The sequence below is a fragment of the Novosphingobium sp. genome, assembly GCF_036803765.1.
Taxonomy (GTDB): Bacteria; Pseudomonadota; Alphaproteobacteria; order Sphingomonadales; family Sphingomonadaceae; genus Novosphingobium.
This window is the reverse complement of record NZ_DAIRTS010000003.1, coordinates 135231-151963: the sequence shown is the minus strand read 5'-3', so window position 1 is coordinate 151963 and position 16733 is coordinate 135231. Positions and strand designations below refer to the sequence as shown.

Sequence of the window (16733 nt, the reverse complement as noted above, 5' to 3'; positions counted from 1 at the left end):
TTGCCGCAAGTGCGGTGTTGATGCACCATCCCCGGACTAGGGTGATCGCCCCCGCCACGAGGGGCCAGCTTGAGGGAGCTGTCATGCATAACCTGGTTCAGGAAGGCTTTGGTCTCGATCAAAACGACAAGAAACCCGTCCGTTTGGCCATGACGCGCCTACGATGCGCGGCGCTTGCGGGAACGGCGTTGCTGTTCGCCCTGCCGGCGCATGCGCAGGAGACGCCGCAGACGACCGCCGCGGCAGACACGGGCGGCGGCAGCACCGACATCGTCGTGACGGCGCAGCGCCGCGAGCAGAAGCTCAACGACGTGGGCATCGCCGTCTCGGTCATTTCGGCGAAGGACCTGCGCGCACTCAACATCAATAACGCGACCGACATCGTCCGCGCGATCCCCAACCTCAAGTACAACGCCTATGGCTCGAGCCAGGTGGTGTTCAACATCCGCGGCGTCTCGCAGAACGACTACGGCGATCAGCAGGAGCCGCCGGTCGCGGTCTATCAGGATGACAGCTACGCCAGTTCGATCACGACGGCCGGCTTCCCGATTTTCGATCTTGCCCGCACCGAAGCGCTGCGCGGCCCGCAAGGAACACTGTTCGGCCGCAACGCCACGGGCGGCGCGGTCCAGTTCATTTCCAACCAGCCCAGCCACGACTTCGGCGGATACCTGTCCGGCACGACCGGCAGCTTCAACCAGTCGGTCATCGAAGGCGCGCTGACCGGCGGCCTCAGCGACACGCTGGCCGCACGCGTCGCCGGGATCTACGACCGGGATTCGGGATATATCAAGAACCTGCTGCCCGGCGGCAAGGATATGGGCGGCAACAACCACTGGGCGGTGCGCGGCATCCTGCAGTGGGACCCGACCAGCGACCTGCGCGCGCGCCTGACGGTGCGCTATGCCGGCGCGGATGGCGAACGCCAGGCCGGCGCCTACACACTGACCCCGGCCTGCCCCAACGCGCAGTTCCAGGGCGAATTTCTCGGCGCCAACCAGGTCTGCGACTACTGGAACAACTACGGCGGCGTTTCCTACAACGGCGGCGTTCCGGGCTCGGTCGCCAATGGCTATGCCAACCCCGCGATCACCGCCACGCAGGGCGGCAATCCGTGGCAGACCTATAGCGCGGGCGACAACTTCGTGAACCGCAAGCAGTTTGCGGCCACGCTGCGGCTCGAGGCCAAGCTCGGCGCGTTCGACGTGACCTCGATCACCGATTACCAGAACCTGGCGAAGTTCTACATCGAGAGCGACGATGGCGTCCCCGGCCTGCCCTATGTCGAAGGCGCGGCTTTGCCGCCGTTCACCACGGGGCCGTGCGCGACCGCGCCGTCGATCACCTGCTACGCCTCGGGCACAATATTTTACCAGCGCGCGCGAACGCAGCAGATCACGCAGGAACTGCGCGCCGCCGCGACGCTGGGGCAGAACTACCTGACCTTCGGCGCCTTCGGCATGCTGCTGACCGGCAATTACACGGCCAAGTACGCCACCCCCTTCGACCAGTACGATCCGCTCGTCCGCTTCTACCAGCGCACGCGCTCGTTCGCGGTCTTTGCGCAGGACGAATTCAAGTTCGACGACCACTGGAAGCTGATCGTGGGCGCACGCTATTGGCGTGACAGCAAGCTCGCCTGGTACACCGGCACGGAATCCATCTCGGGCCTGAGCCTCAACTGGGGGCCGAGCGGGATCAACTTCTTCGATCCCACCGGCGCGGCCGACCCGGCGAACGTGACGGTCAAGCCTTCGGCCGCGACCCCGACCTTCGACGGCGTGACCGCGCGGGCAGAACTGGATTTCAAGCCGACGCCCGACACGCTCCTCTATGCCAGCTACAACCGTGGCTCCAAGTCGGGCGGGTTCACCTTCTCGACCGGCACCCCGTTCCCGGGCCAGGCGCTGACCGACACGCTGAACAACATTCCCTACCGGCCCGAGACACTCAACGATTACGAAGTGGGCCTGAAAACCAAGATCGGTCCGAACGTCCAGTTCAACCTCGCGGCGTTTTACTATGATTACAAGAACTACCAGGCCTATGTTCAGGTCGGCTATACGCAGCTGGTGCGCAATCTGCCTGCCACGATCAAGGGGATCGAGGCCGAGCTGACCGCGCATCCGATCGATGGCCTGACGATCCAGGGCTCGGGCGCGCTGCAGGACAGCAAGGTCAAGAACGTGCTGCTGCCCGACGGAGCCACACTGGTCGAGCACAACCTGCCGCAGGCGCCGGGCTTCTCGGGCAACGCGCTGGTACGTTATGAATTCGGCATGGGTGGCGGCCGCGTCTCGTTGCAGGCCGATGCCCTCTACACCGGCAAGTTCTGCTTCTCGGTGCTATGCGCGCCGGACGAGCGCGAGGATGCCTACCACGTCGAGAATGCACGCATCGGGGTGATCCCGGCGGGCAACAAGCTGGAGCTGGCGGTCTTCGTCAACAACCTCTTCAACCGAGTCTATCGCTCCTACGCCTTCGACGGATCGCTTTACTGGGGTGATGCGCTAAGCGTGTACGGCAAGCCGCGCACCTGGGGCATCACCGCCCGCATCAACTTTGGTCAATAAGCCGATGGCGGCGGGCTCACCTCGATCGCGGGCCCGCCGCCTTTCCCGCTCCTCTGCCCCCAAGACCTGCCGCCGTTGGCCATGACCGATTGGAGTTGCCCCGCCCCATGACACCCGTCTTCCTGCGTTCCGCCGCCCTCGCCCTGCTCGGCAGCGCTTCGCTTGTCGCCGGCGCCCTCGCGCTCAACGGATGTACCCGGGCGGTCGCCGACACGCCGGACAACCTTCTCGTCGCGCCGGCTGCGGGTGACGAATGGCGCTTTACCGGAGGCGACTTCGCCGGAACCTGGTATTCGACGCTTAGCGACATCAACCCCGGCAATGTCGCCCAGCTCGGCTATGCCTGGTCCTACGAAATGGGCACCGAGCGCGGGCAGGAGGCGAGCCCGCTGGTGATCGACGGGGTGATGTACACCTCGGGCGTATGGGGCAATGTCTATGCGCTCGACGCCGCCACGGGCAAACTGATCTGGCAATACGACCCGCAGGTCGACGGTCAGGCCGGTCGCAACCCCTGCTGCGATGCGGTCAACCGCGGTATCGCCTATCGCGACGGCGTGGTCTTCGTCGCCTCGGTCGACGGCAAGCTGCACGCGATCGACGCCAAGACCGGCGAGGCGCGCTGGACCGCCGACACGATCATCGACCACAAGCAGCCCTACAGCTCGACCGGCGGCGTGATCCTGACCAAGGACGCGGTGCTGATCGGCAATTCGGGCGCTGACATCGGCGATGGCGGCCTGCGCGGCTATATCTCCGCCTGGGACATCAAGACCGGTGCGTTCAAGTGGCGGTTCTTTACCGTCCCGCCCGCGCCCGGCCGGCCGTTCGAGCATCCCGAGATGGAACTGGCGGCCAAGTCGTGGGCGCCGGATCGCGACGGGCGCATCCAGAACGGCGGCACGGTGTGGGATGGCCTGTCCTACGACCCCGAGACCGACCAGATCGTGTTCGGCACCGGCAACGCCTCGCCCTACATGCGCTCGGCGGTGACGGGGAAGCGACACGACGACCTGTTCAACGCCTCGATCGTCGCCGTCAGCGCGCAGAACGGGCGGATGAACTGGTATTACCAGACCACGCCCGGCGATGAATGGGATTACGACGCGGTCCAGAAGTTCGTCTTCGCAAATCTCACCATCGGCGGGCAGAAGCGCCGCGTGGTCATGCAGGCGTGCAAGAACGGGTTCTTCTACACCCTCGACCTCAAGAGCGGAAAGCTGCTCGCCGCCGATGCGTTCACGTACGTGAACTGGGCCAAGGGCGTCGATCTTGCCAGCGGGCGGCCGATGGTGACGCAGCAGGCGGACTATGCCAAGACGCCCAAGAACGTCTATCCTTCGTGGGCGGGCGGGCACACCTGGAACCCGATGTCGTTCAGCCCGCAGACCGGGCTGGTCTATATCCCCGCGATCGACGCGGGCAACGTCATGGTCAACATGAAGGCCAACGGCGGGTCGATCAATCACCTCGAAGGCTTCTTCTCCTCGGACGGCATCTTCCCCGACGATCTTTACGAACCGGCCGCACTCAAGCGGCTGTTCGGCCCCTTGCCGGCCAAGGACCAGCTGCAGCAGGAACGCCCCGGCGTGAAGCTGGTGCGCGAAGTGCTGCGGGCTTGGGACCCCGTCGCCAAGAAGGTGGTGTGGGAGCGCGTCACGTCGGAGGGGCAGCGGGGCTATGACGGCGGCGTATTGAGCACGGCGGCCGGCCTCGTGTTCCAGGGGCGCGGCGATGGCTCGCTCTGGGTCTACGACGCGCGCACCGGCCAGTCCCTCAAGACCATCCAGACCGGCAGCCACATCATGGCCGCGCCGATGACCTACAAAATCGGCGGCGTGCAGTACGTGGCGGTGCAGGTCGGCTATGGCGGGTCTGGCATCAGCTTCCCGATCCCGCCGTCGAGCGCGGCCTATGCCTATCGCAACACCAACCGCATCCTCGTGTTCAAGCTGGGCGGCGGCGCGGTGCCGATGCCCGACAAGCGCGAGCCGATCCCCTATCTCAAGCCGCCGCTGAGCAAGGCCACGCCGGCGCTCATCGCGCGCGGCGAAAACCTGTTCACCGAAAACTGCTCGCGCTGCCACGTGCTCGGCACGCCGAGCGTCACCCCCGACCTCAGCCGCCTGCCGCCCGAGATCCACTCTGCCTTCAACGATATCGTGTTGAAAGGCGCGCTGGCGCCGATGGGCATGGGCCGATTTGATGATATCGTCACGCCGTCCGACGTGAACGCCATTCATGCCTACCTGATCGACCAGCAGCGACAGGGCTATGCGGCGCAGCAGAAGACGCTGAACCAGAACAAGAAAGCGAGCAAGTAAGGATGTCTGCACCGGTACACGGTTCCTCTGGCCCCCACGCCGCGGGGGGCGAAGCGCTCGCGCACTCGCTCAAGCCACGCCACGTCGCGATGATCTCGATCGGCGGGATCATCGGTGCGGGCATCTTCGTCGGGTCGAGTTCGGCGATCGCCATCGCCGGCCCCGGCGTGCTGCTGACCTATGCGATGTGCGGCACGCTCGTTTTCGTCATTATGCGCATGCTCGGCGAAATGGCGATGGCCCGCCCCGGCGTCGGCTCGTTCACCGGATACGCCGCACTGGGCCTAGGCCCCTGGGCCGGGTTCACCACCGCCTGGCTCTATTACTATTTCTGGGTCATCACCATCGCGGTCGAGGCGATCGCGGGGGCCAACATGCTGACCCCGTTCATCCCGCTGCCGATGTGGGTGCTGGCCGCCGCGCTGATCGGCGCCATGACGCTGGTCAACCTGTTCTCGGTCAAGACCTATGGCGAGTTCGAGTTCTGGTTCGCCTCGCTCAAGGTGGTGATGATCGTCGGGTTCATGGCGCTGGGCCTGGCCTTCATTTTCGGTTTCGGGCCGGGGCTGGCCAATGTCAGCAACAGCTTTGCACGCGGTGGCGGTGCCTTCCCGCTCGGCATCGGCGCGATCTTCACCGCGATCCCGGTGGTGATCTTCTCGATGATGGGCTCGGAAGTGGCAACGATCGCCGCGGTCGAGACCGAGGACCCGGCGCGCAACATCGTGCGCGCGGCGCGCACCGTCACGCTGCGCATCATGTTCTTCTACATCGGCTCGCTCTCGGTCATCATGGCGATCCTGCCGTGGAACGACGTCGTCGCCGGGCAGTCGCCGTTCGTCGCCGCGCTGTCGATCATCAAGGTACCGGGCGCGCAGGCGCTGATTGGCGCGGTGATCTTTACCGCGATCGTCTCGTGCCTTAATTCGGCGATCTACGTGTGCAGCCGCATGCTGTTCGAGATGGGCGGACGCGGCGATGCACCGGCTGCCTTCGCGCGGGTTTCCACGCGCCGGGTGCCGACGCTGGGCATCGTTCTGTCGAGCCTTGCCGGGTTCGCCGTCGTGCTGACCTCGGTGTTTTCGCCCGATGGCGTGTTCACCTTCCTGCTGCAGTCCTCGGGCGCGACGATCCTGTCGGTCTATCTGCTGATCTCGCTCAGCCAGATCGCGCTGCGCCGCCGCCTCGAAGCACAGGGCGAGCGTCTCGAGGTCAAGGTCTGGGCCTTCCCGCTGGTGTCGTATGCCGCCGTCGCCGGGATCATCGCCGTGCTGGTGATGATGGCGCTCATGCCCGACCAGCGCCTGCAGGTCGCACTCAGCCTCAGCGTCTTCGCCGTCTGCATCGTCGCGCATTTCCTGCGCGGCGCGCGCGGGCGCCGCGTGGCGACGGCCTGAGGCGCGTCCCGAAGGGCTCTCCCCACCAACGACATACCGGGATCGACGAGCGTCGTTGCTTGCAGGTGCAACCATCGACTAAGCCGCAAGCCTGCGGCGCCGATCCCCCCTCGTGCGTCGTCCAATCGTCCGCCACGGCCCCAGCCCTCCCCCCGGCTCGGCCGTGGCGGCCACTGACAGGGACAAGCCGATGGATCGTCGTCACGTATTGAAGGCGGGCGTTGCCACCGCCGGTCTCGCCGCCCTGCCCACTTTCCTCGCCACCCGCGCCGCTGCCGCAACCGCCGCCGCGCCGCAGTCTGCCGAGGACATGCGCCTCAATGCGCTGTTCGACGCGATGATGGCCGAAACGCTCGACCATTCGCCCGAGACCGTGACCGGGCTCGGCCTCGACAGCGGCGCCCGCGCCAGTGCGAAAGCCAGGCTCGACGACCGCTCGCTTGCCGCCTGGAACGATGCCAAGGCGCGCAACGCCGCGAACCTGGCCCGCCTGCGCGCGATCGACGTCAGCAAGCTGACCGGCAACAACCGGTGGAACCACGCCAGCGTGCTGTTCTCGGCGCAAGTCTCGGACGAGATGGCGCGCGGCTTCCCGACCGTCGGCAGCCCCTATGCGGTGACGCAGTTGACCGGCTGCTACCAGCAGATTCCCGATTTCCTCGACAGCCAGCACACGATCGAGACCGCCGCCGACGCCGACGCCTACCTGTCGCGCCTGTCGGCCTTCGGCACCGCGCTCGACCAGGACAGCGAAGCGGTCCGCCACGACGAGGCCGCGGGGGTGATCCCACCCGATTTCATCATTTCGCGCGCACTGGTGCAGATGAAGGCGCTGCGCGACGTGCCGCCCGCGCAGTCCAACCTTGTGACCTCGATCGGCCGGCGCACCGCCGAAAAGGAGATCGCCGGTAACTGGGCGGCGCGCGCCGAGGCAACGTACAAGGCGCAGGTCCTGCCCGCGCTCGAGCGCCAGATCGCCCTGCTCGAGGCGCAATTGCCCAAGGCCGTGCATACCGCTGGCGTGGCCCGCCTGCCCAAGGGCGAGGAGCTCTATCGCCTCTCGCTCAAGAGCTATACCACCAGCGACATGGCGCCCGAGGAGATCCACCGGGTCGGGCTCGAGCTGATCGCGAGGCAGAGTGCCGAGGCCGACGCGATCCTCAAAGCCCAAGGTTACACCAAGGGCACCGTCGGCCAGCGCCTGCGCGCGATGTACGACGATCCGAAGTTCCGCTATCCCAACACCGACGCGGGCAAGGACAAGCTGCTCGCCGACCTCAACAAGCAGGTCGTGGCGATGGAAGCGCGTCTACCGCAGTATTTCGGGACCCTGCCCAAGACTCCGCTGGCGATCCGCCGCGTGCCCAAGGCGATCGAGGCCGGTGCACCGGGCGGCTACTACCAGAACGGCACGCTCGATGGCTCGCGCCCCGGCGCCTATTACATCAACCTGCGCGACACCGCCGAAGTGCCGAGTTGGACCCTGCCGACCCTGACCTACCACGAAGGCGTGCCGGGCCATCACTTCCAGCTTTCGTTAGCGCAGGAAGCGGGCCTGCCGACGATCCGCAAGATCCAGTTCTTCTCGGGCTACGGCGAAGGCTGGGCGCTCTATGCCGAGCAGCTCGCGGTCGAGATGGGGGTCTATGCCAACGACCCGATGGGCCACGTCGGCCAGCTGCACGACAGCATCTTCCGCGCCGTGCGCCTCGTGGTCGACAGCGGCATGCACGCCAAGGGTTGGAGCCGCGAGCAGGCGGTCAAGTTCTACACCGACACGATCGGCGATCCCGAGACCGCAGCGGTGACCGAAGTCGAGCGCTATTGCGTGTGGCCGGGCCAGGCCTGCAGCTACATGATCGGCAAGCTCGACTGGCTGCGCCTGCGCGACAAGGCTCGCCGTGAATTGGGCAAGCGGTTCGATATCCGCCGCTTCCACGATGCAGGGCTGCTGCCCGGCGCGATGCCGCTGACCGTACTGGACCAGTGCATCGACGCCTATATCGCGGCGGCGAAGGCTTAAGGCTCCGCCCCTCCACCAGCCTGCGGCTGGTCCCCCTCCCCATTGCATGGGGAGGAACGATCCTCCCCATGCAATGGGGAGGGGGACCGCCCGCGCAGCGGGTGGTGGAGGGGCTATCTAGCTCTCATTCATCCCACGGCGGAATCTCGCCCGCGCCGACCTTGCTCGACGTGCCGAGCAGGAACCCGCCGTAGACCTCGGTCGCGTCGGGATAGGCCTTCATCATCGCGGCCGACAGTTCGGCGGCGGACCGGCTGCTGGCGCGCGCCGCGACGAAGGTCTTGATGTAGCGCCGGGTCCAGTCGATCGAGCCGTTGTCGTCGGGCGTGCCGGGATGGCGGTGTCCTGCGACCACCGTGACCGGCTTCAGCGCATCGAGGCGGTCTAGCACCGCGAGCCAGGCGGTATAGCGTTCGGGCGTATGTTCGCCGAGCCAGACATGCACCTGGTTGTACAGCACGTCGCCCGCCACGAGGGTGCGGCTTTCCGGGTCCCAGACGACGGTCGAATGGACATGGTCGCCCTGCATCGGGCCGAGCACCTCGAGCTTGTGCCCTTCGAGGTGTATCGTGTCGCCGGTCATTGCGGTGGGCTGCACCGGGCGATGCGGGGCGTTGATGCCGAGCTGGCCGCTCCACCGCTTGAACTTGATCGGGATCGAGCGCGCCATGTCCTTGGCGGCGACCGGATTGGCGACGATCTTCGCGTCGGGGAATGCATCGGCCAGCACGTCGAGGCCGAAGAAATGATCCGGGTGATCGTGGGTGATGACGATGGTGTCGAGGTGGCGACCGCTGTCCAGCACCGCCGCGGCGACGCGATAGGCGTCGGAGCGGGCGAAGGGCACATCGACCAGCACGGCGCCCTTGTCACCCTTGATGAGCGTGACATTGGCGAACATGCTGACCGGCCCGGTCGGAATAACCTCGTATTCGAGCGGCTTGGCCAGGGATGGGGTGCCGGCGGCGAGCGCCATGGTGGCGGCTGCGGCGGCGAGCAGGAAGCGTAGGCGCATGAAAGGTTTCCTTCTCAGGCTCAGTGAGCGGTCTGGCCGCCGTCGATCACGAACAGGGCGCCGTTGCAGAAACTGGCGGCGTCGGAGCACAAGTGCAGCACGGTGCCCGCCACTTCCTCGGGCGCCCCGGCGCGGCCCGAGACATTGTGCGCGAAGAACGCGGCCTTGAATTCGTCGCTGTCGAGCCAGGCCTGCGTCATCGGCGTGGCGATGAAGCCGGGCGCGATCGCGTTGATGCGGATCCCGCGGGCCGAATACTCGACCGCCGCAGCCTTGGTCAGGCCGACGACCGCGTGCTTGGCCGCAACGTAGTGCGACATGTTGGGATCGGCGACCAGCCCCGCGACCGAGGCGGTATTGACGATGGCGCCGCGCCCCACGCTCAGGAAATGACGGATCTGGGCCTGCATCGCATAGAACACGCCCTTGATGTCGACGTCGAAGATGAGGTCGAGGTTCTCGGGCGGCACCTCGTGCAACGGGAGCGGCGGCGGCAGGACACCGGCATTGTTGAACGCCATGTCGAGCGAGCCGAAACGGTCGAGCGCCAAGGCGACGAGATCGTCGTGCGCGGCGCGATCGCGCACGTCGGTCTTGCGGAACACCGCCCTGCCCCCTGCGGCGACGATCGCCTCGGCGACGCGGGCGGCCTCGTCATTCCAGTCGCCGATCACCACGGCGGCCCCTTCGCGGGCAAAGGCGGCGGCCGTGGCGGCGCCGATGCCGGTGGCGCCGCCGGTCATCACGCAGGTCTTGTCGGTAAAGCGCATCACATGATCCCCGATTTGCCAGGTGCGAGAATGCCGTTGGGGTCGATCGCGTGCTTGAGCGTGCGGTTCAAGGCGCGGTTCACCGCCCCGTACTGCTGCGCGACGAGGTCCATCGAATTGACCCCGGTGCGATAGCTGGCCCAGCCTTGCGCGCCGAAGCGCACGACGAGATCCTTGTAGCAGTCGTCGGCGCGCTGGTGCTCGGCCGGGTTCGACTTGTCGAACAGTAGCGCGATGATGTGGTGCAGGTCGCGCCAGCCGATCGCGTAAGCCGCGGTATAGTCGAAGCCGTGCTTGTCGAGGATCTCGCGCGCGAGCGCGGTCTGCCGCTCGGCCTCGCTGCCACGCGCCGCGGCAACGGGGGCGAACCAGGCCAGCCCGCCGCCCGAACCGCGCCAGCGCAGCAGCCCGATCTCATCGAGGTTGAGGCCGCCCTGCATCAGCGTCTGGTGGTGGTGGAACCACGGATTGTCGCCCATCTCGGCAGCGGTCAGCACCTCGCCGCCGCTCGCCGTGAGGCTGGCGCGGATGATCGGCTCGACCCCGGCGATGGTCTCGTCGGTCCCGTATAGCGCGAAGTAGGTGTTCCACATGCCCAGGCCATTGGCCTTGGCCGCCTTCTTGACCGAGGCGTCGTCGAGCGGCGCGCCATCGGCCACGACCTCGTTGCGGCGCTTGAACATCGCCAGCTGGTAGGACGCGCTCATCATCAGGTTGCAGTTGGCGACGAGGTTGGAGACGCGCAGCGGACGCATCGCCTCGATGATGCGGGGGACGTCCGCCATGTCGCCATGGCGCACCATGAACGGCTTGTAGACCGGGGGCCTCGGCATCAGCCACATGCCCATCTTGGTGACGACGCCGAAGTTTGACTGCGTGAACAGGCCGTCGAGATATGGTCCATAGCCCCACTTGAACGCCTGCCACGCGGTGCTGCCCTTGATGCTGCCCATGCCGGTGCGCATCACCTCGCCGCTCGGCAGCACGACCTCCATGCCGCACTGGAACATGAAGTGTTCGCCATAAGGGGTGTAGCCGACCCCGCGATCGAGCGTATTGCCGACCGGCGAGGCGATCGGACCCACCGTCGGTACGTCGATCCACAGCGGGATGTTGTTTTCCTCGAGATAGTCCTTGAGCTGCTGGTACGTCACGCCCGGCTCGAGCAGGCAGGTACCGAGTTGCGCATCGACCTCGAGGATGCGGTTCATGCGCTTGAGGTCGAGGATCACTTGCCCCGGCGTGGCGGGCGAGGTCATGCCATAGCCCATGTTCTTTCCGGTCGAGACCGGCCAGATCGGCTGGCGATACTGATTGGCGATCCGCACGATCGCCTGCACCTCCTCAAGCGACTGCGGACATACGGCGCCGACCGGCTTGTAGCGGTGGGCCGGGTCGGGGATATAGGCCTTCTCCCAGGGGGCGACGGCCTCCTCGTCGCCGAAGACCCATTCGGCGCCCACGACACCGCGAAACGCCTTCATCGCACCGGCGAAGTCCGCGCGGGTCAGGCCCGGCGCCAGCGGGGCGGGATTGGCCGCGCTGGCCCCGGTGCCGAGGCCGAGACTGGCGGCACTGACCAGGCCTGCACCGAGCAGGCCGCGACGATCGAGATCGAGGCTCATTGGCCGTGCTCCTCGCGACGGGCGGGACTGGCTGAGATCCACTTTGCGAGAGCGTCGAGCTCGGCGGGCGTGATCTCGCTGGGGCGGAAGGCGGGCATGCCGTTCTGGCCATGGCGCACGATGTACGTGATCGCCTCCGCCGGCAGCTGGCGGCCGAGGATGATCGGCCCGACGTTGCGGCCATGGCAATAGCCGCAGACCTTGCCGTAGACCTGCGCCGGCGTGCGCTGCGGCAGGACAGCGCCGAGCGGTTGGCGCACCGGCGCGGCAGCGGGCGGTTGCGTGTTTTGGGCGTGGGCGGGCGCGGCCAGCAGCGGTAGCGCCGCTGCCAGCACAAGTGGCGTGAACCTGGTCATCATCCCTCTCGTCAGCCGATCCGCGCTTGGCCTGATGCCCGCAAGGATCGTGCTGCGAGAGTGATATACCCGCCACGCGGCCCGCGCCACGCGGCGTTCGGTTCCCGCGTTGCGCACCGTGAAACGTCCCCGCGCGTACGCGGATCGCGATGGATCAGGCCGCCAGGCGCGTCGCCTCGTCTCCGCCCACCTCACCGAGGCGCTGAAGCGCGGCAAGGTCGTGCACGTCCATCCATCGGGCGCGAAGGTCGACCAGGCCCTGGGCGCGCAGCGACTGCAGCACGCGGTTGACGTGGACGGGCGAGATGCCGACGAGATCGGCCATGTCATATTGGGTCAGCGGCATGGCGCAGCGATCCTGAACGACCCGATTGCACGCCTTCAGCCGCGCATGAATTTCGCACAGCAGGTTGCACAGCCGCTCGGTGGCGGTCATGCGGCCAAGGTTGAAGATCCATTTCTCGCGGTTCTTGAGCAGCGTCACCATCGCATTCAGCACACTCGACACGTTGTCCTCTTCCGAGGCGCCGCGCGCATGGATGCGCGAGAGCGGCAGCCGAACCGCGCGAACCCGCGTAAGTGCCACGATCGGCAGGGTTGCCCTGCCCTGGAGCAGCCATTGCGGTTCGCAATAGTCTCCCGGCAGGAACAGCGTGATGATCTGCCGCCGACCGTCAGCAAGCAGGCGATACTGGCAGGCCCACCCCTCTTCGATGCGATAGACGCAGTCCATCGGCTCGTCGGCGCGGGCAAGGAATTCATGGCGGCGAAACTGGCACGTCGGCTGCGGCGTGCGGTGCGGGTCTGGTAGCATGGCCTGTCCCGAATGTTGGCATCGGCGCGACGCCGACGCGTGGTTTGATTGCCACCAACATCGAACAACATCCGAATCGGACCATTCACACATGTTATTTTTTGCAAATACTTAGGACAAGCTGTGCGCCCGAAAGGACGACTTGACGATCACTCGATGGTGCTAATGCCGACTTGCTGACCTGCGTTAAGCCGCCGGACATATGCCTCTCCGGCAACGCTGAATTCCCGCAACGGACGCCTGACCGGTCCGGCCGCACCTTCTTCGAGGAAGGGCGAGACAAGAGCGAAGGAGAGCAGCCCGATGGCAAGCAAAAGCACCTCTTCCCCCACCCCAACCCCCGGCAGCGGCGACACCGCCAGGAACGCCGCCGACAGCAAACCCATGAACGAAAGCGCCGCAAAGGACTCGTCGAAGGACCGGACCGAGCGGTCGGCTTCGGCGGGGGCGGACCAAGCAAACGCCAAGTCCGCACCGTCGACCGATGGCAATCGCAAGAGCGGCAAGGACGACAAGGACGGCGCGGCCGTGGCCATGTTGCGCCAGGACCACCGCGACGTCGAGAAGCTGTTCAAGGAATACGAAAGCGCCGGTCGCTCGCGCAAGGAAGCGATCATCGCCGAGGTGTGCAAGGCGCTGACCCTTCACACCATGCTCGAGGAAGAAGTCTTCTATCCGGCATGCCGCGACGCGACGTCGGACGAAGACGACCTCGACGAAGCGCAGGTCGAGCACGACAGCGCCAAGCTGCTGATCGCCGATCTCATGGCCGGCGATCGGCGCGATCCGTTCCGTGATGCCAAGGTCAAGGTGTTGTCCGAACAGATCCTCCACCACGTCAAGGAGGAGGAAGGTGACGACGGCATCTTCGCCGAGGCGCGGGAAAAAGGCGTCGACACGCCCGAACTTGCCGAACGCCTCAAGCAGCGTCGCGGCGAGCTGGAAGCCGAAGACCGGCTTCCGCCCCAGGCACCGGTTTCGTTCGGTGCCTCCACGCGGGACCAATCGAAAAATACTTCGGCCCGCTCTACCCAAGAGAGAACCACGGCTTCCTATCAAAACCGTGATCGCGATGACGACGACCGCTTCACCGGCGGCGGCCGCCACCCTGCAGACGACGATCGCCGCTATTCCCGGGGCCAGGACCGACCGCGCGACGAAGACGGCCGCTTCATGAGCGATGATCGCGGCCGCGGCCGTTCGCGCGACGACGCCGATCGTGGCGGCAGTTACCGTGGCAGCGGCCGAGACGGCGAGCGCAGCGGCGGCAGCCGGGGCGGCGATGGCCGTGGCTGGTACGGCGATCGCGAAGGTCATTCCGAAGCCTCGCGCCGCGGCTGGCAAAACTCCGACCACGAGGGCAGCGGCTGGTACGGCGATCGCGAAGGCCACTCCGAGGCCTCGCGCCGCGGCTGGCAGAACTCCGACCACGAAGGCAGCGGCTGGTATGGTGATCGCCAGGGACACTCCGACGCCTCGCGCCGGGGTTGGGACGATGGTCATCGTAGCGACCAGGGCGGACGCGGCGGCCGATCGCGCGATCACGACGATCGTGGTGGGCGGCGGATGAGCCGGGACGACGACGGACGCAGCCATGGCGGCTGGTTCGGCGACTCCCGGGGCCATTCGGAAGCCTCGCGTCGTGGCTGGGACAACCGTCACTGATCGGTGATCGACAGGGACCGGCTCTTTACGGGGCCGGTCTCTGACGAAGGCCCTGGGCTATCCCCATGATGGGGCTGTCCGGGGCCTTTCTTTCGGATGAGGTACGATCAGCTGGCGACGCTCAGTCAGGCGTTCCCCAGCAGCGTGGTCGCCATGGCGAAGGCGGCGCCGACCAGCTCCAGCCGGATCGCGTCACGGCCGCGCGGGCCGTAATGGCATTCGCGGGTAATGGCGCGTCCGTCGCGCGTGACGACGGCGATATAGGCAAGCCCGGCCTCGTCATGGCGGCCAGCCTCCCCTGCGTTGCCTGTGACCGCAATCGCCACGCCCGCCCGGCTGCGCGCCAGGGCGCCATGGGCCATGGCGTGCGCGATCGTCTCGCTGACGGGATCGTGGCGGCGCAGGAGCATGGGCTCGATGCCCAGCATCTCCACTTTCGCTTCGACCGAATAGGTCACGAAGCCACGGTCGAACCACCGCCCCAACCCTTCCACGTCCGTCAGCATCGAGGCGATGAGGCCGCCGGTGCAGCTTTCGGCGGTCGCGATCGCCAGGCGTTGCGACGCGGCGAGTTCCAGAACGTGCGCGGCACGGCGCATCACCTGCGGCGTCTGTTCGCCGCAGGCCGGTACGATATCGCGTGCAAGGACGTGCCGTGTCATCGCTGCGCCGTGGTCTTGCCGTCCTTCCCGCGGCTTCCGGGTGGGAAGGGAATGGGATCGGGCAAGGGATCGTCCTGCGCCGTCGCATCGGGCGGCGGGGCGCCGTAAGTGACGTTTTGATTCGCATCAACGTCCGGCTTGTTGGTCCCGGCACCCACGGCGCCATCCTGGCCGGTGGTCTGGCCGGGATTGTCGCGTTCCTCGTCACGGTCGGCCTGCTGGCCTTCGGCAGGCGCCAACCTGTGGACAGGGCGCGGGGTCGCAGCGGGAGCAGCGCCGGGGCCCGAGGCGTTATCCTTATGATCGTCCATGCCATTCTCCGCTTTTATGGTTCTGCAATGTCCAACGCAGAGAAACGGAAAGGATCCGACAAACCGATCCACGGCACGGTCTTGATCGAATGGAGATGGAACAGGCGCCGGGTTCGATGCGTTGGGTTTGCTGCATCCTGGCGACGCCGGCGCCTTCCCGGCTCTTTCGCCCGTGGACACTTTCGGGCCAGCCGATCGCGAGCTTTCTGATGAAGTGCCTGCCATGAATCCGCTTCAAACCAAGTTTGCATGCTACGTGAACCTTGGCGCCCGCGACCACGCGCTTTTGGACGACCTGCTGCGTACCGAGGTCCGCCTGGTGCCGGCACGGGGCGACCTGATCCGCGAGGGCGAGCCCGTCCATTTCGTCAAGATCGTCCTCGACGGCTGGGGTTGCCGCTACAAGCTCTTGCCCGACGGCCGGCGCCAGATCGTCGCGATCCTGCTTCCGGGCGACCTGTGCAATCCCGACGCCCTGACGGTCGAGGCGATGGACCACTCGATCTGCGCTTTCGGGGACATGCTCTGCGCCATGGTCCACCCCGAGCACTTCGACGAGATATGCCTGGAATCCCGGGTCATCCGCCGGGCGCTGGCATTCGACTCCTGTGCCATGCTCGGCATGCAGCGCGAATGGACGGTCAACGTCGCCGCGCGTCCGGCTCTCGAGCGGATCGGGCATATGCTGTGCGAGATGCACTATCGCCTCGATGCGCTGGGCATGGTCGTGGACGACACCGCCGTATCGCCGCTGACCCAGATCGATATAGCGGAAGCGGCCGGGCTGACGCCGGTACACGTCAACCGCGTGATCCAGGAATTGCGAGGGCGCGGCCTGCTCCATTGGCACGGTCGCCGCGTGACGCTGCCCGATCGCGCGGGCCTGGCAGCGCTCAGCGGCTTCAACCCCGGCTATCTCCACATGCCGCGGTGCGCTCGTGCAGGCGATCTGGCTGGACAGATTATCGATCGGGCGCTCGTCCGCCCATCATGATCTGGCAGGCCTGCAGGTCTTTCGCCGACGGCATGATGCCACCCGCCGCATTGCGCTCACACAGGTAAGCGCCACGGTCGCCGCCGCGGAACAGCCACCCCGGCGGCCCATTGCACCCTCACCTGCTGACGGCGGCGCTCCGGCGCCATGCCATCGCGCCAGACGACGAGCCGGTTGTGCTCCCGCAACCGGTCCCGTTTCCCG

Annotated in this window: 14 protein-coding genes; 6 read left to right on the top strand and 8 right to left on the bottom strand. The window is 66.6% G+C overall.

Going from position 1 to position 16733, the window contains the following annotated elements:
• Positions 1-149 precede the first annotated feature (149 nt).
• The 4 genes from V7Q48_RS03025 (at position 150) to V7Q48_RS03010 (ending at position 8317) form a co-directional block, all read left to right on the top strand.
• Positions 150-2573 (top strand): TonB-dependent receptor, encoded by a 2424-nt coding sequence (locus V7Q48_RS03025; protein WP_333836183.1) that lies wholly within the window; start codon positions 150-152, stop codon positions 2571-2573.
• A 107-nt stretch (positions 2574-2680) separates the two neighbouring features.
• Positions 2681-4897: a PQQ-dependent dehydrogenase, methanol/ethanol family gene (locus V7Q48_RS03020; protein ID WP_333836182.1), complete on the top strand. Its 2217-nt coding sequence runs from the start codon at positions 2681-2683 to the stop codon at positions 4895-4897.
• Positions 4898-4899: 2 nt separating this feature from the next.
• Complete coding sequence (locus V7Q48_RS03015) at positions 4900-6294, top strand: amino acid permease (protein WP_333836181.1); 1395 nt, start codon at positions 4900-4902, stop codon at positions 6292-6294.
• 190 nt (positions 6295-6484) lie between these two features.
• Positions 6485-8317 (top strand): DUF885 domain-containing protein, encoded by a 1833-nt coding sequence (locus V7Q48_RS03010; protein ID WP_333836179.1) that lies wholly within the window; start codon positions 6485-6487, stop codon positions 8315-8317.
• A 124-nt stretch (positions 8318-8441) separates the two neighbouring features.
• Here V7Q48_RS03010 and V7Q48_RS03005 read toward each other — a convergent pair whose 3' ends face one another.
• From V7Q48_RS03005 to V7Q48_RS02980, 6 genes are all read right to left on the bottom strand, one after another.
• The gene (locus V7Q48_RS03005) at positions 8442-9332 is read right to left on the bottom strand and encodes an MBL fold metallo-hydrolase (RefSeq protein WP_333836178.1); all 891 of its coding nucleotides are present in this window, start codon (positions 9330-9332) and stop codon (positions 8442-8444) included.
• A 20-nt stretch (positions 9333-9352) separates the two neighbouring features.
• On the bottom strand, positions 9353-10102 hold the full coding sequence (locus tag V7Q48_RS03000) for an SDR family NAD(P)-dependent oxidoreductase (RefSeq protein WP_333836177.1): 750 nt from the start codon (positions 10100-10102) through the stop codon (positions 9353-9355).
• The gene (locus tag V7Q48_RS02995) at positions 10102-11727 is read right to left on the bottom strand and encodes an FAD-binding oxidoreductase (RefSeq protein ID WP_333836175.1); all 1626 of its coding nucleotides are present in this window, start codon (positions 11725-11727) and stop codon (positions 10102-10104) included. Before V7Q48_RS02995 ends, V7Q48_RS03000 begins: the two co-directional genes overlap by 1 nt.
• Complete coding sequence (locus tag V7Q48_RS02990; protein WP_333836174.1) at positions 11724-12083, bottom strand: c-type cytochrome; 360 nt, start codon at positions 12081-12083, stop codon at positions 11724-11726. Before V7Q48_RS02990 ends, V7Q48_RS02995 begins: the two co-directional genes overlap by 4 nt.
• 154 nt (positions 12084-12237) lie before the next feature.
• Complete coding sequence (locus V7Q48_RS02985) at positions 12238-12897, bottom strand: Crp/Fnr family transcriptional regulator (protein ID WP_333836173.1); 660 nt, start codon at positions 12895-12897, stop codon at positions 12238-12240.
• Between the two features lie 149 nt (positions 12898-13046).
• Positions 13047-13433, bottom strand: coding sequence for a hypothetical protein (locus V7Q48_RS02980; protein WP_333836172.1), 387 nt, complete (start codon positions 13431-13433; stop codon positions 13047-13049).
• Here V7Q48_RS02980 and V7Q48_RS02975 point away from each other — a divergent pair.
• Positions 13432-14562 (top strand): hemerythrin domain-containing protein, encoded by a 1131-nt coding sequence (locus tag V7Q48_RS02975; RefSeq protein WP_333836285.1) that lies wholly within the window; start codon positions 13432-13434, stop codon positions 14560-14562. The genes V7Q48_RS02980 and V7Q48_RS02975 overlap by 2 nt on opposite strands.
• 125 nt (positions 14563-14687) lie before the next feature.
• Here the strand turns inward: V7Q48_RS02975 and V7Q48_RS02970 are convergent, their stop codons facing one another.
• Together V7Q48_RS02970 and V7Q48_RS02965 are read right to left on the bottom strand one after the other, a co-directional pair.
• A complete protein-coding gene (locus V7Q48_RS02970) occupies positions 14688-15224 on the bottom strand; it encodes a CinA family protein (RefSeq protein WP_333836171.1) in 537 nt (178 codons plus the stop codon).
• The gene (locus V7Q48_RS02965; RefSeq protein WP_333836170.1) at positions 15221-15535 is read right to left on the bottom strand and encodes a hypothetical protein; all 315 of its coding nucleotides are present in this window, start codon (positions 15533-15535) and stop codon (positions 15221-15223) included. Before V7Q48_RS02965 ends, V7Q48_RS02970 begins: the two co-directional genes overlap by 4 nt.
• A gap of 256 nt (positions 15536-15791) precedes the next feature.
• Between V7Q48_RS02965 and V7Q48_RS02960 the strand changes: the two genes are divergently transcribed.
• Complete coding sequence (locus tag V7Q48_RS02960; RefSeq protein ID WP_333836169.1) at positions 15792-16529, top strand: Crp/Fnr family transcriptional regulator; 738 nt, start codon at positions 15792-15794, stop codon at positions 16527-16529.
• The last annotated feature ends 204 nt before the right edge of the window (positions 16530-16733 follow it).